The organism is Arthrobacter crystallopoietes, assembly GCF_002849715.1.
Classification (GTDB): domain Bacteria; phylum Actinomycetota; class Actinomycetes; order Actinomycetales; family Micrococcaceae; genus Crystallibacter; species Crystallibacter crystallopoietes.
This window is the reverse complement of record NZ_CP018863.1, coordinates 3,398,812-3,413,487: the sequence shown is the minus strand read 5'-3', so window position 1 is coordinate 3,413,487 and position 14,676 is coordinate 3,398,812. Positions and strand designations below refer to the sequence as shown.

Sequence of the window (14,676 nt, the reverse complement as noted above, 5' to 3'; positions counted from 1 at the left end):
GATCGGGTGACGCAAACGCCCAGCTCCGCAGTGCCCGCCGCCAGCCCCGCTCTGAAGCCGGTAGATCCGGATGAGCTCAACGCCCGGATCTACGCCCAGATTGCCGAAGAACTCGGCGTCAAGCCCTGGCAGGTCAAGGCCGCCGTGGAGCTGCTCGACGGCGGTTCCACCGTGCCGTTCATCGCCCGCTACCGCAAGGAAGTCACCGGGACGCTCGATGATGCCCAGCTGCGCGACCTGGAAGAACGGCTGCGCTACCTCCGCGAGCTTGAGGACCGCCGTCGTTCCGTGCTGGAAAGCATTGCGCAGCAGGGCAAGCTGACCGCCGAGCTGGAGGCGAGCATCCAAGCCGCGGACACGAAGGCCCGGCTCGAAGACATCTACCTCCCGTTCAAGTCCAAGCGGCGGACCAAGGCGCAGATCGTCCGCGAGGCCGGGCTCGAGCCGCTGGCGGACGCCCTGCTGGCCAACCCTGGCCTTGAGCCTGAGGCTGAAGCTGCCGGCTACCTGAATTCCGAGCATGCCATCAACGATGCGGCCGAAGCGCTGGCCGGGGCGCGCTCCATCCTGGTGGAGCGGATAAGCCAGGACGCGGATCTGGTCACCGAACTGCGCGAGCGGCTCTGGAAACAGGGACTGGTCCGTGCGCAGGTGCGTGAAGGCATGGAATCCGAGGGGCAGAAGTTCGCCGACTACTTCGACTTCGCGCAGGCACCTTCGGGGCTACCCTCGCACCGTGTCCTGGCGCTGCTGCGCGGCGAGAAGGAAGGCGTGCTGGACCTGAACATTGTCGAGGGCGACGTCTCGGACAAGGAAGAGTTCGCCGCTGCGCGCGGCCGCTACGAAAACGCCGTGGCTTACAAACTAAGTGTCGCCGACCAAGGCCGGCCGGCGGACAAGTGGCTGATGCAGACGGCGCAGCTGGGCTGGCGCCGCATTCTGGTCAAGCTCGCCATCGACCTGCGCGTGCGCCTCTTCACCGACGCCGAGGACGAAGCCGTGCGGATCTTCGCCGCCAACCTGCGCGACGTACTGCTGGCCGCCCCCGCCGGGAACCGAGCCACCCTCGGACTGGATCCGGGGCTGCGCACCGGCGTGAAGGTCGCGGTCGTTGATGGCACCGGCAAGGTGGTCGCCACGGACACCATCTACCCGCACGCGCCGGCCAAGAAGTGGGACGACTCCCTGGTCACCCTGGCCCGCCTGTCCGAAAAGCACAACGTGGACCTGGTGGCCATCGGCAACGGCACCGCCTCCCGCGAGACGGACAAGCTGGCCACCGAACTGATCAAGCTGCTGGCACCGAAGCAGAAGATCCAGAAGCTGGTGGTCTCCGAGGCCGGCGCCTCCATCTACTCGGCGTCCGCCCTGGCCTCGGCCGAGCTGCCGGAGCTGGATGTCTCGATCCGCGGTGCGGTGTCGATTGCCCGCCGGCTGCAGGATCCGCTGGCAGAGCTGGTGAAGATCGATCCGAAGTCCATCGGCGTCGGCCAGTACCAGCACGACATTACGGCCGCGAAGCTGGAGCGTTCGCTGGACGCCGTGGTGGAGGACTGTGTGAACGCCGTCGGTGTGGATGTGAACACCGCTTCGCCGTCGCTGCTGGCCAGGGTGGCCGGCGTCGGCCCGCTGCTGAGCGAGAACATCGTGTCCTTCCGGAACGAGAACGGGCCGTTTGCCAAGCGCTCGGACCTGAAGAAGGTGCCGCGGCTGGGCGCCAAGGCGTTTGAGCAGTGCTCGGGCTTCCTGCGGATCACCGGCGGCGCCGAGCCGCTGGATTCCTCCAGCGTGCACCCCGAGGCCTACGGCGTTGCCCGCAAGATCCTTTCGGCCGCTGGCGCCGCGGCCGCCGATGTGCCGCGCGGCGTGGGTTCGCTGGCAACGCTGGACCCGCAGACCTTCGTGGACGACGCCTTCGGCCTGCCCACGGTGCGGGACATCATCTCCGAACTCGAGAAGCCCGGCCGTGACCCGCGGCCCACGTTCACCACGGCATCCTTCTCTGAGGGCGTGGAGAAGATCTCCGATCTGGTGCCGGGCATGGTCCTGGAAGGTACCGTCACCAACGTGGCTGCCTTCGGCGCATTCGTCGACGTCGGCGTGCACCAGGACGGGCTGGTCCACATTTCGGCCATGTCCAACAAGTTCATCTCGGACCCGCACGAGGTGGTCAAGTCCGGCCAGGTAGTCAAGGTCAAGGTGCTTGAGGCCGATCCGGACCGCAAGCGCATTTCCCTCACCCTGCGGCTGGACGACGAAGCGGGAGCCAAGCAGGGCGGCCGCGCCGCAGCAGGCCGGGACGGCTCCGCGGACAAGGGTTCGTCAGGCGGCGGCCCGGGCAAGGGTGGGCGGCCCGGCCCGTCCCGCGACCGCGGGGAATCCAAGGGCAACTCCCGCTCCGGCGGCCGCCCCAACCCGCCGCGTGGCCGGGACAACCGCAAGGAACCGGCTCCGGGAAACACCGCGATGGCGGAAGCGCTGCGCCGCGCCGGTCTGGGTAAGTAACGACGGCGGGTTGGGCCGCTGCAGTTATTTTCCAACCTACATGGGCTAGCCTCTGGGTAGGGCGATGGCTCCGCCGGCCACAGCTGACGGGTGTCCCTCGCGCACGCTGATCGAGGGAGTGCCCGATGAAGTACCAGCCGGCCCTGCGCACCGTGGTGGGTCTTGCCGCCGTCGTACTCCTGATGTCCGGCTGCACGGCGAACGCCACGACGGACACCGCCACCCCGATCGGCAGCGCCGTGCAAGGGTCGGCGCCCGCGCCGGCGGCGCCCGCGCCCGCCGAGGCTCCCGCCGCGGTTGACGTCCCCGCCGCTGTTGAGGCCCCCGACCCGCCGGCGGCAAGCAGCACTGCGTTGGCGCAGCCGGTCCTGGCGCCTGGCCGGGAACGCAAGCTCACGCTGGCCGACGCGGATGTGGAACTGGTCTGTGACGGCGGCGGGAAGATCCAAGTGCTGGCCAACGGCATTACGCTGACGGTCACGGGCCATTGCCAGGAAATCGACATCCTGTCTTCCGGCACCACTGTGCGGGCCGAATCGGTCAATGAAATCGATGTCGACGGGCCGCGGAACACTGTCACGGTGGAGAAAGCTGCCGGGCTCCGGGCCGAGGGCAGTAACAACACCCTGCACGCCGACGAGGTGGGCAAGATCGTCCTCGAGGGACAGGGCAATCAGGTCACGTTCGGCGCCGGCAACCCCCAGATCGACGACGAGGGCTCCGGCAACAACATTTCGGCGAAGTGAGTGCGCGACCGGTGAGGTGAGTGCGCTCCGGGCGAGGTGACCGGAACCACCCCCGCCGCTCCCCCGATCCACTGCCGGAATAGGCTAATCTGTCCCTGTGGTCAAGGTAAAAGGAAAAATTCAACCGGTGGAAATCAAGGAAATTGAAGCCGAAGGAGTTGACTATGCCGAGGCCAAAATCGCCCTGGAACAGCAGATTCCGGAAGGTTGGCGGCTCATCCAGGTCCTGACCGTCTAGGACCGTCCAGGTTTCGGCCCCGCTGTTCTACTCCACCGCTTTGATGACGCGTTCGGCAATTGCCGCGTGGCCAGCGTCGTCCACATGGACTCCATCCGGCTGGATCATCTCGAGCGTAAACACATCGGGATCCAGCAGGCTCACATAGGTGGCATCGACACTTTCCGCCGCTTCCTGCACGGCAGCGTCGAGGGCGAAGACGGTCTGGTCCACGGCGCTTGGCGTGGACGGGCCGACGGCGATTATTTGGGCGTCGGGCAGCTCTGCGCGCAGCTCCTCGTAGACGCTGGAGATGGCTTGGAGCGTGCCCTGCGGGTCGAACTGATAGGTACTGAAGTCGTTCTGCCCGCCGGAGACCACCACTACATCAGGATCCTCCGAGATGACGTCATCCAGCCGGTCCACGTAACCGGGACCCTGCGCATTGGTGGCGTACCCGGTGCCCGAAATCCCGTGGTTCATCTCTTCCCAGCCCAGCTCCAATGCCACCAGCGTGCTCCAGCGGTTCTCCTGGCTGGAGGCGCCGATGCCCTCGACGTAGGAATCGCCCAGGAAGGCCGCGACGGGTGGCTCGGCTTCCTTGGTTTCGGTAGCCGTGGCGGACGGCGTGGGGCTGGCGGTGGCGGTTTCCGTTGGAGCGGACGACGGCGTTGCTTCCGCCGGCTGCGTTGTCCCGCCTACCGGTGTTGCGGACGGCTTGGGCAGGAAAGCGTAGACGAATGCCGCCAGCGTCGCCAGCAGCAGGACCGCCAGCCCTACGTTCTGCAACGCCTTGTTTTTGAGAATCTTGTTCCGCCCGTGCACCCGCCCCGCCCCTCTTCAGATGAATCGCGCTTGCCGTCCGGACACAACCTTATCGGGAAGATCCGCGACTGTTTGAACAGATGTCGGCGGGCCCTTTCACGGCAGGGGCAGTTCCGGGACTACCATTCCGGGACCGCAAGTTCCGGCGTCTACAGGTGGACGTGTAGCCGGCGTGCGGCCTCGGAGATGGAGCCTGTCAGCGACGGGTAGACGGTAAAGGTGTTGGCCACGTCATCCACGTGCAGCTTCTGCGTCACGGCCAGCGCGATCGGGAAGATCAGCTCGGAAGCACGCGGGGCCACCACCACGCCGCCGATAACGGTGCCCGAACCGCGGCGGGCAATGATCTTCACAAAGCCCTCCGTCACGTTCATCATCTTGGCCCGCGGGTTGGTGTTCAGCGAAAGCTTGATCACGTCCCCCTGGTACTTGCCCGCTGCGATGTCCTCTTCGGTCACGCCCACGGTGGCAATCTCCGGACTGGTGAAGATGTTGGAGGCAACGCGCTTGAGCTTCAGCGGCGTCACCGAATCGCCCAGCAGGTGCGCCACGGCAATACGGCCCTGCATCGCCGCCACGGAAGCCAGCGCGAAGACGCCTGTGCAGTCACCGGCAGCATAGATGTGCGAGGCAGTGGTGCGCGAGACGCCGTCCACTTGGATGTGGCCGCTTTCAGACAGCGCCACACCGGCCTCTTCCAGCCCGATGCCCGAGGTGTTGGGAACGCCGCCGACCGCCAGCAGGCAGTGCGAGCCGTCCACAATCCGTCCGTCGTTCAGTGTGACCCGGACGCCGTCGTCGGTCCTTTCCACGGCGTTGGCACGGGACTTCGAGAGCACTGTCATCCCGCTGCGGGCGAAGACTTCTTCCAGCACCTCGGCGGCATCCGCGTCTTCGCCGGGCAGCACGCGGTCGCGCGAGGAGACCAGCGTGACCTTGGTGCCGAGCATGCGGTAGGCGGAGGCGAACTCGGCGCCGGTGACGCCGGAACCGACGACGATCAGGTGCTCCGGAATTTCAGTCAGGTTGTAGACCTGGGTCCAATTGAAGATGCGTTCCCCGTCCGGCTTGGCCGAGGGCAATTCACGCGGGGTGGCACCGGTGGCGACCAGCACGGCATCGGCGTCGATGGTCTCCGTACCGGTCTCGGTTTCGACGGTGATGGTGTTCGAATCGGCGAGCCGGCCGTTGCCGATGATGACCCGCACACCCGCGCGCTCCAGCCCGCGGTGGATGTCCGAGGACTGGCTTTCGGCAAGCTTGAGCAGGCGCGAATTGACGGTCTGCAGATCGGCATAGGCCGCATGGGAGCCCTCGTCGAAACGCACACCAAGATCGTGGGCGCCGGCCACGCGGCGCATGGCGTCCGCCGTCGCAATCAGGGTTTTGGAGGGCACAACGTCGGTGAGCACGGCCGAGCCGCCCATGCCCTTGCGCTCAATGACGGTCACCTTCGCCCCGAGTGAGTTGGCCACCATGGCGGCTTCGTATCCGCCCGGGCCGCCGCCCAGGATCACCAGACGGGGGGCACTGAAATCAATTTGGTTCGTCACACTCGCCATTCTGTCGCACCTGCCCAAGCCACTCAACCTCCCTCGCCGCTAGGGATGCCGCGGTGTCTGCGTCCGGACCTGTGCGGACGTTCGTTGCTGAAGCGTTTATCCAACCGTTGAAGTCCTCGCATAAGATGAGCAAGTTCATACCGGGGGGATAAATGAAGAACAGCTCAGTCACGCATTACGACCTATTGGACGTGGCGCAGAACGCTTCCGCGGAAGAAATCCGGAAGGCGTACCGGCGTGCGGTTAGAACAGCCCATCCGGACACTGGCGGGCATACAGGCATTTTCATGGCGGTGACCACGGCTTATGAAGTGCTTGCCACCGCCGATTTTCGTCAGGAATATGATCGATTCCTACGCGGTGTCGAGGATTCCCCTCCTGCTTCGGCCAGTTGGGCTCACCGGCCAACAAAACGCCCTGCCGCGCACGAGCCGGCGCAACAGCCTGGTCCTGCGCAGCATCCTCGCCCGGCGCAACCGCTCAAGGCTGATGTTAGCCGGATGCTATTCGCTCAGACGCCGACCGCCACGGCCTCGTTCCGCCCGGCCTACGGCAAGAGCATCCGGAGGAAAACCGACAGGCGTGTGTGGCCCGTAAGGATCATGCCGAGGACCTTAAAAGCGGGACTGGTTCTCGCGGTTTTCGTTTTCGGGATGAGCTTCCTACAAGGATCGTCAGGCGGCCTCGGCTACGGCGTCGCCGGCTTTATGTCGGTCATGATCTGTGCCGCCATCCTTGGCCTGATGCTCTCCGCCGTGGTTGCCCTTTTCCGTCTCCCTGGATCGCGCGTTCGGGCGGACAAACTGGTTCCCCAGGGCATCGCCATGAACCAGGTCTTCGGCGAGCCGGGGCGCGGACTCTCCGACGCCCGCTTCGGCGAACGGCAGGCAGAACTGGGCAGGCAGGGTGAACGCGCCACCCACACCGTTCTGGCCGAAACGCTGCTCCCGCTGATGCCGGCCGCGCGGCTATTGCACAGCATGCAGTGGCCGGGCAGCAGACATGCGGACATCGATCATGTGATGGTCGCTGGCAAGCGGATCGCTTTGATCGACTCGAAGCAATGGCGCGACGGCAGCTACTGGTGGGACAACCGGACACTTTTCCGCAGTGGCAAGGAGCTGAACCAGCTGAAATTCGGTTATGCCGTGGCGAAAATGGCTGCCGCTTTCCCCGATTGCGAAGTGCAAGGCTGGGTCGTCATCCACACCCCTGCAGGAGATCCGCGCTCCCCCTATATCGAGAACCATGGCGGTTTTATTGAGCCGGGCCGGCTTCCCGTACAGCTGGTTAATGCGCAGTCGCTTGCCGAAGAAGTGGGCGTCTTCCTTTCCCATCCGGACCACGTTGCCGTGACGGACCTGACCGTTCTGTCGCGGCTGCTGCCCGGTTTGAAGCCCTGAGCACTCAGGCTGTTCCCGGCGAGAACCGGTATCAGAAACGCCAGTAATAGCCAGACGACGGCGGCATCCGGCGTGAGCTATGGAGCCTGCGACGGCCAGCGGGTAGGTTATCTGTGTGACTACTGATCCGTTTGAACTTGCCTCCGCGGCCGCCTCGTACATCGCCAAGCAGACCGGCGTGCAGAACCACGACGTCGCGCTGGTACTCGGTTCCGGCTGGGGCGGAGCCGCCGAGTTGATCGGCGAGACCACCCACACGCTGAATGCCTGGTCCATTCCCGGTTTCTCCGCCCCCACGGTGGAGGGCCATGTCGGTACCATCCGGTCCGTGCTGACTCCAGACGGCAAGCGGGCACTTGTACTCGGCGCCCGGACGCATTTCTACGAGGGCAAAGGCGTGCGGGCTGTGGTCCACGGCGTGCGCACGGCAGCGGCGGCCGGCGCGAAAACGCTGGTGCTGACCAACGGCTGCGGCGGACTCAACCCTGACTGGAAGCCCGGTACACCGGTCCTGATCAGCGACCACATCAACCTCACGGCGAGGTCGCCGCTTGAAGGCGCGACGTTCGTGGATCTGACGGATCTTTACTCCTCCCGCATCCGCGCGCTGGCCAAAGAGGTGGACCCGAGCCTGGACGAGGGCGTGTACGCGCAGTTCACCGGCCCGCACTACGAGACGCCGGCGGAAGTGCAGTACGCCAAACGCATCGGCGCGGACCTGGTAGGCATGTCCACCGCGCTGGAGGCCATCGCGGCCCGCCACGCCGGGATGGAAGTTTTCGGCATTTCCCTGGTCACCAACCTGGCCGCCGGCATCAGCCCGGTCCCGCTCAGCCACCAGGAAGTGATCGAAGCCGGGCAAGCCGCCGGAGCGCGCATCTCGCGCTTGCTGGCCGACATCATCGCCAAGCTCTGAGAGACCAGGTAACTCCATTGACTGACTCCGAAAAGGATCCGCTGGCTTCCCTCACCGCCGCCGCCGAAGCCTGGATGGCGCAGGATCCGGACCCGCAGACCGTGCAGGAACTCCGCGAACTGCTGGAGCGCACCCGCGAGGAAGGCCAGGCCGGATCCGCGGCTCGGCAGGAGCTGGCGGACAGTTTCAGCGGCCGGCTCGAATTCGGCACCGCCGGGCTGCGGGCGGCCCTTGGCCCCGGCCCGAACCGGATGAACCGCGTAGTGGTGCGCCATGCGGCCGCCGGGCTGGCGAGATTCCTGGTAGCCAAGGTGGGCACCCATGGCCGGCCACGCGCCGTCGTTGGTTATGACGCCCGGCGCAATTCGGACATTTTCGCGCAGGAGACCGCCGCCATCTTCACCGAGTCCGGCATCGAAACGTTCCTGCTGCCGTCGGCGCTTCCGACGCCGGTTCTCGCCTATGCGGTGCGTGCCCTCGAGTGCGACGGCGGGGTGATGGTTACGGCCAGCCACAATCCCCCGCAGGACAACGGCTATAAGGTCTATTTGGGCGGGCGGGCCGTGGCGGATAGCGGCCGGGGTGCGCAGATTGTGGCGCCGGCAGATGGGCAGATTGCCGCCGAGATTGCTGCGTTCGACGGGCTGGAGGGCATTGCGCTGGCCGAAGGCGGCTGGACCGTGCTGCCGGCTTCGGGCGAACCCGATTCCATCGAGGACGCCTACGTGGACGCCGTCACCGCGCTGGCCGATCCGCGGCTTTTTCCGTCGCGTCGGCTGAAGATCGTGCTGACGCCCATGCATGGTGTCGGCGGGAAGACGGCGCTGAATGTACTGCAGCGGGCCGGCTTTGAAGACGTCACGTTGGTGGAGGCGCAGGCCGAGCCGGATCCGTTGTTCCCCACCGTGGCCTTTCCGAACCCGGAGGAACCCGGCGCGCTGGACCTGGCCCTCGAACTGGCCGAGCGGATCGAAGCGGACATCGTGCTCGCCAATGATCCGGATGCGGACCGCGCCGCCGTCGCCGTGAAGTGGCCCGAGACCGGCAAGTGGGGCATGCTCCGCGGCGACGATGTGGGCGCCCTGCTGGGCACGCACATGGCGGGCCGGCTCAGGGCGCAGGCGGAAATGGATTCAGCGAACGACGCCGTTGATGCGGCCGGCTCGAGCGCTGGTTTCGCGGGCGAGGTTGCCGGTGGGGCCGGCACCGGGAGCGCCCAGTCCGGGGAGTCCAGTGCGGCCGGAGCCGCTGGCGCGGCTGGTGGCGCCGTTCCGGTCTTCGCCAACTCCATCGTGTCCTCGCGGCTGCTGGGCAAGATCGCCGAGCGGCACGGCATCGCGCACGTGCAGACGCTGACCGGCTTCAAGTGGATCTCGCGCGTGCCCGGCCTGTCTTACGGCTACGAGGAGGCGCTCGGTTACTGCGTGGCCCCGGACCTGGTCAAGGATAAGGACGGTATTTCCGCTGCCCTGCTGGTTGCCGAATATGCGGCCGATTCCATTGCCAAGGGGCGCGACGTCCGCGACGAACTCGACGAGCTCCATCTGGCGCACGGCATCCACGCGACCGACCAGCTCTCCGTGCGGGTGGGCAGCCTGGATCTGCTGGGCGCCATGATGCTCCGGCTCCGCGAGAACCCGCCGTCGTCGTTCGGCGGTTCTCCCGTGGACTCAACGCTGGATCTCGCTGAAGGCAGCGCCGACCTGCCGCCGACCGACGGGCTGCAGTACCTGACCCGGGACGGTTCGCGGGTCATCATCCGGCCCAGCGGAACCGAGCCGAAGCTCAAGTGCTACATCGAGGTGGTCCAGCCGGTGGACGGCGCCGATGAGCTGCCCGCGATGCATGACAAGGTCCGCGGCACGCTGGAAACGATCAAGGAAGACATCAGCGACGCCCTGGGGCTGTAACGTAGCTGCCCTTGAGCTATCTCATCGCTTAGAGACGCTTTCGCTTTAACGTACCCCGGCTTCGGGACGAACTCAGCCGCGAATGAACCGCTCCAGCACGAGGTTGACCAGCTCGGCGGGCGTCTCCCGATCCGGGACCAGCAGCGGGTCGGTGACGACGTCGGCTCCGCAACCGGCAGCCAGCGAGGCGAAATACCCCGGGGCCAGCAGGTAGGTTGCCACCAGCACGCGGGCGTTCCTGGCGGCGAAGCGCCACTGGGAAATCCTGGCCCGCCCGGCAGAGACGGCTGACTTCAATTCGGGTTGTGAGGCGGAGATGTAGCCGGTGGCCACCTTCATACCGAGGTACTTCCCCAGCATCAGTGCCATGGTTTCGCAGTCCGCCACGGCCCGGGCATCGGTGGAGCCGGCGGCGCCGAGGATGACATGGTCGCCGCGGCGCAGACCGGCTTCCTGCAGGCGGCGGGCCAGGACCTTGACCAGCCGCTGGTCCGGGCCAAGGGCACGGGCCACAGAAACACCCTCGTGCCCGGCGGCAACCTCGGCCAGGTCGACGTGGACATGGTAGCCGGCGGAAAGCAGCAGCGGCACAATTCTTGTTTGTCCACCTGGGGCGGCGCGCTCCTCAGCTCCGGCCTCCCGACGCAACTCCTTCAACCGGCCCAGTACTGTCGAGACGTCGGGCTGCTGGACATCCACGAACGCCTCCGCCACGTTCAGGTCCGGCCGGCGCCTGGCCACGGCGCGGACCAGGTTGCCAATGGCTGCTTGCCCGGCGGGCGAGCTGGTGCCATGGGATGCCCCTACCAGCGAAGCCGCGGTGTGAACATCCACCAACCCGCCCCACGGTTCGCAGACAAGATCGTCCGGCATCGTAGAAGAATCGGGCGCGGGCAGCGGGATCCGCCTCGGCCGCCTGGGCAGGAGCCGCCCGTTCAGCATCGCGTCGCGTCCAAAGCCCGTGCTGGCAAGCGCTTCAGTAGCAGTCATGCGGCGATTCCAACAGCGGCGTCGGCCGGCAGCCCAACGGTGACCATGCCCTCGCGCAGCCGGACCGGGTAGACGCGCAGGGCCAAGGCCGGATCGGTGAAGCACTCCCCCGTCGCCAGGTCGTAGACCTCCTTATGCAGGGGCGATGCGAGCGTCCGGTGCCAGCCCTTGTTGCCGACGATCCCCCGGGCCATGACGTGGGCGCCGGTGACGGGATCCCGGTGGGCAACCGCGTAGACCTCGCTGGCGGAAACCTTGATCAGGGCTACCTGTTCGCCGTCGATCAGTGCAGCCTCGCCCCAGGCAACTTCCAGATCCGCAACGCGGCAAACGGTATGCCAGTCGAGGGCATCGGCGGCAAGGGCGTCAGGTAGCGTTCCGGCAGCAGGATCAATCTCGGGAGCAGTAAGTACGGTCATCATGGACCCCGTTCGGTGTTGGATCGGTTGTCGATGACGACCACGCTACGAAGCCCGTGTTTCATCCGGCCCTCCGCGCTGTTTCGGCTTCGTAAAACGGTTCTCACGGCACCGGCACCCCGCCTGTGATGCGCCGGCCCTCCCGCCCCGCACGGCCACATTGAGCGGAACGCAACGCCCCGCCGTCGTATGTTTCGGGCAGATTTCGGATTCTTCACCCCCAACCCCGGAAATGGCCAGGGAAAAGTCAACTGCGGGAAACAGTAGGGAAATTAGGGCGCAACGGCGGGCTCCTAGGCTGGAAAGCAACGCTCCGGGACCTGCCGTCCGCGACCCTCAAACGGTCCGCGACTCAGGCCGGCGCCAGGAAACTGCACCCTAACCAGAGGTAGGCCCATGAACCAGTTGGAATCCACTGCATCGCGCCGGATCGTGGTCATCGGCGGCGGCCCCGCTGCACACCGCTTCGTCGAGGCCATGTGCGCCCGGAACGCCGTCGCTGCGGGTCAAACGGCAATCACCGTGCTGACCGAGGAAGTCCATCTGCCGTACGACCGGGTGGCGCTGAGCAAGGCGCTGACCGACACGGACGTGGACCTCACGCTGGGCGAAAAGAGCCTCTGGGAGAACGACGGCGTCACCCTGGTTACCGGGGCACGTGCAGTGGACCTGGACCTGGCTGCCAAAGAAGTCATCACGGAAGGCGGCGGCCGGTATCCGTACGACGAACTGGTGCTAGCCACCGGCTCCAACGCCGCCACCCTGCCCATCCCGGGCAGCGAGCACACCAGTGTCTACCGCACGCTCGAGGACGTCCGGGGCATCAACCAACAGGTCGCCGCACTGACCGCGAAGCACGGCCGCACCATCAACGCCGTTACGATCGGCGGCGGACTGCTGGGGCTCGAGGCCGCGGCCGGGCTGCAGAGCCTCGGCGCCCGTCCGGTGATTATCGACGGCGGCAAGTGGCTGATGGGCACCCAGCTGGACGAGGGCGCGGGCCAGGCCATGGGCCGGCTCGTCGCCGAAAAGGGCCTGGAGGTGCACGGCGGCGTCTTCCCCAAGGCGGTCCTGACTGAGACCGGCGCGGATGGCGAACCGGTGGTCACCGGCGTCGAAATGGCCGATGGCCGGATCATCCCGGCGGACCTGGTGGTGGTTTCCATCGGCGTCCGGCCACGCGATGAACTGGCGCGGACCGTCAACAACCGGGCCAAGGCCGACGCCGAGGCCGCCGCAAGCCGGGCCGCCGGAATGCCGGTAGAGCTGGGCGATGAGGACTTCGTCCCCGTCTTCCGGATGGGCGCCCGCGGCGGCATCGTGATCGACGAAACCTGCGCCACCGACGTCGAGAATATCTGGGCCGTGGGCGAAGTCGCCAACTTCGGCGGCCTGTGTGTAGGACTGGTGGCGCCGGCGAACTCCATGGCCGAGATCGTTGCGGACCGGCTGTCCGGCGGGCAGGCCACCTTCGCCGGCTTCGACACCGCCACCAAGCTCAAGCTCTCCGGCGTGGACGTGGCCAGCTTCGGCGACGCGTTCGCCACGACGGAGCACGCGTTGGAAATCGTCTACGCGGATCCGGCCCGGGGCGTCTACCAGAAGATCGTCACCACGGACGATGCCAAGACTCTGCTCGGCGGCATCTTCGTCGGCGATGCCGCCCCGTACCAGAGCCTGCGCCCGCTGCTGGGCCGCGAGCTGCCTGCCGAACCCGGCGCGTACCTCTCCGCTGCCGGCGGCGGCGACGCCCCGGACACCGAGCTGCCGGACGACGCGATCCTGTGTTCGTGCAACAACGTGGCGGCCGGTTCCATCCGGGACGCGATCAACGGCTGCGGCGCCTGCGAGGGCCAGGACCCGGCGCAGGACCTCGGCGGGCTGAAGGCCTGCACCCGTGCCGGCACCCAGTGCGGCTCGTGCGTCCCGATGCTCAAGAAGCTGCTCGAAACCGAGCTGACCAAGAGCGGCATCACCGTTTCCAAAGCCCTGTGCGAGCACTTCTCCCTCTCCCGCGCGGAGCTCTTCGAGGCCGTGCGCGCCCTCGAGCTGGCCAGTGCCGAGGAGATCTTCCTGCGCTTCGGCCTCCCGGTGGAACTGGAGCTCGAGGACGGCACCACGGCCACCCAGGCCCCGCTGGGCTGCGACATCTGCAAGCCGGCCATTGGCTCCATCCTCGCGTCGCAGCTGGCCGAATACCCGCTCGACGGCGGCCGCGGCACGCTGCAGGACACCAACGACCGCGCGCTGGCCAACATGCAGAAGAACGGCACCTACTCCGTGGTTCCGCGTATCCCCGGCGGCGAAATCACTCCGGAGAAGCTCGGCGTGATCGCCCGCGTGGCGGAGAAGTACGGGCTCTACACCAAGATCACCGGCGCCCTGCGCATCGATATGTTCGGCGCCCGGCTGGAGCAACTGCCGGAGATCTGGAAGGAACTGGTGGAAGCCGGGTTCGAGTCGGGCCAGGCGTACGGCAAAGCATTGCGCAATGTGAAGAGTTGTGTCGGCTCCACCTGGTGCCGTTTCGGGGTGCAGGACTCGGTGGCGATGGGCATCCGGCTAGAGCTGCGCTACCGCGGACTGCGTGCCCCGCACAAGTTCAAGATGGGCGTTTCCGGCTGCGCCCGGGAGTGTGCCGAGGCCCGGGGCAAGGACGTTGGCGTGATCGCCACGGCGGACGGCTGGAACCTGTATGTAGGCGGAAACGGCGGGGCCAACCCGGCCCACGCCCAGTTGCTGGCCAAGGATCTGGACGACGAAACCTTGGTCAAGTACATCGACCGCTACCTGATGTACTACATCCGCACGGCGGACCGGCTGCAGCGCACGGCCCGCTGGGTCGAAGACCTGGACGGGGGCATCGAACATGTCAAGGATGTCGTCATCAATGACGTCCTCGGGATCGCCGATGACCTCGAGGCAGCAATGGCACGTCACGTTGATAACTACGAGGATGAGTGGGCCGCTACGCTGAAAAACCCGGACCGGCTGCGGCGTTTTCGCTCGTTTGTGAACGCGCCGGATCAGCAGGATAACTCGATCGCCAACGTCAGCGAGCGCGGCATGATCCGCCCCGCAACCGAGGACGAACGTGCCGCTGCAGCCGCCGGCGAGGGCCCGGTGCTGCTCGGCTCCTCGATCCCTGTCCGCACTGCCCAGTAACCGCTGCCCACGCCCGCC

General features: G+C 66.6%; 10 protein-coding genes. 6 read left to right on the top strand and 4 right to left on the bottom strand.

Annotated features, from left to right (window positions below):
* Positions 1-6: 6 nt before the first annotated feature.
* Both AC20117_RS15910 and AC20117_RS15905 read left to right on the top strand, forming a co-directional pair.
* Complete coding sequence (locus tag AC20117_RS15910) at positions 7-2,505, top strand: Tex family protein (RefSeq protein ID WP_418202222.1); 2,499 nt, start codon at positions 7-9, stop codon at positions 2,503-2,505.
* Between the two features lie 125 nt (positions 2,506-2,630).
* On the top strand, positions 2,631-3,251 hold the full coding sequence (locus tag AC20117_RS15905) for a DUF3060 domain-containing protein (RefSeq protein WP_074698686.1): 621 nt from the start codon (positions 2,631-2,633) through the stop codon (positions 3,249-3,251).
* A gap of 265 nt (positions 3,252-3,516) precedes the next feature.
* On the opposite strand, the gene AC20117_RS15900 is transcribed toward AC20117_RS15905, so the two are convergent.
* Positions 3,517-4,257 carry an SGNH/GDSL hydrolase family protein gene (locus AC20117_RS15900; protein WP_158300483.1) on the bottom strand — a complete coding sequence of 247 codons (741 nt, stop codon included), beginning with the start codon at positions 4,255-4,257 and terminating at the stop codon, positions 3,517-3,519.
* Between the two features lie 185 nt (positions 4,258-4,442).
* On the bottom strand, positions 4,443-5,846 hold the full coding sequence (locus AC20117_RS15895; protein WP_074698690.1) for an NAD(P)H-quinone dehydrogenase: 1,404 nt from the start codon (positions 5,844-5,846) through the stop codon (positions 4,443-4,445).
* A 161-nt stretch (positions 5,847-6,007) separates the two neighbouring features.
* Between AC20117_RS15895 and AC20117_RS15890 the strand changes: the two genes are divergently transcribed.
* The 3 genes from AC20117_RS15890 to AC20117_RS15880 all read left to right on the top strand — a co-directional run bounded on the left by AC20117_RS15890 (position 6,008) and on the right by AC20117_RS15880 (position 10,084).
* Positions 6,008-7,258, top strand: coding sequence for a J domain-containing protein (locus AC20117_RS15890; RefSeq protein WP_074698692.1), 1,251 nt, complete (start codon positions 6,008-6,010; stop codon positions 7,256-7,258).
* 115 nt (positions 7,259-7,373) lie between these two features.
* Positions 7,374-8,174, top strand: a complete 801-nt coding sequence (locus AC20117_RS15885) for a purine-nucleoside phosphorylase (RefSeq protein ID WP_074698694.1) — start codon at positions 7,374-7,376, stop codon at positions 8,172-8,174.
* Between the two features lie 17 nt (positions 8,175-8,191).
* Complete coding sequence (locus tag AC20117_RS15880) at positions 8,192-10,084, top strand: phospho-sugar mutase (protein WP_074698696.1); 1,893 nt, start codon at positions 8,192-8,194, stop codon at positions 10,082-10,084.
* A gap of 72 nt (positions 10,085-10,156) precedes the next feature.
* Here the strand turns inward: AC20117_RS15880 and AC20117_RS15875 are convergent, their stop codons facing one another.
* The gene (locus tag AC20117_RS15875; protein WP_236777338.1) at positions 10,157-11,074 is read right to left on the bottom strand and encodes a sirohydrochlorin chelatase; all 918 of its coding nucleotides are present in this window, start codon (positions 11,072-11,074) and stop codon (positions 10,157-10,159) included.
* The gene (nirD, locus tag AC20117_RS15870; protein ID WP_074702795.1) at positions 11,071-11,493 is read right to left on the bottom strand and encodes a nitrite reductase small subunit NirD; all 423 of its coding nucleotides are present in this window, start codon (positions 11,491-11,493) and stop codon (positions 11,071-11,073) included. The genes AC20117_RS15875 and nirD overlap by 4 nt, the downstream gene beginning before the upstream one ends.
* A 396-nt stretch (positions 11,494-11,889) precedes the next feature.
* On the opposite strand from nirD, the gene nirB reads away from it, so the two are divergent.
* The gene (gene nirB / locus AC20117_RS15865; RefSeq protein ID WP_074698698.1) at positions 11,890-14,658 is read left to right on the top strand and encodes a nitrite reductase large subunit NirB; all 2,769 of its coding nucleotides are present in this window, start codon (positions 11,890-11,892) and stop codon (positions 14,656-14,658) included.
* The last annotated feature ends 18 nt before the right edge of the window (positions 14,659-14,676 follow it).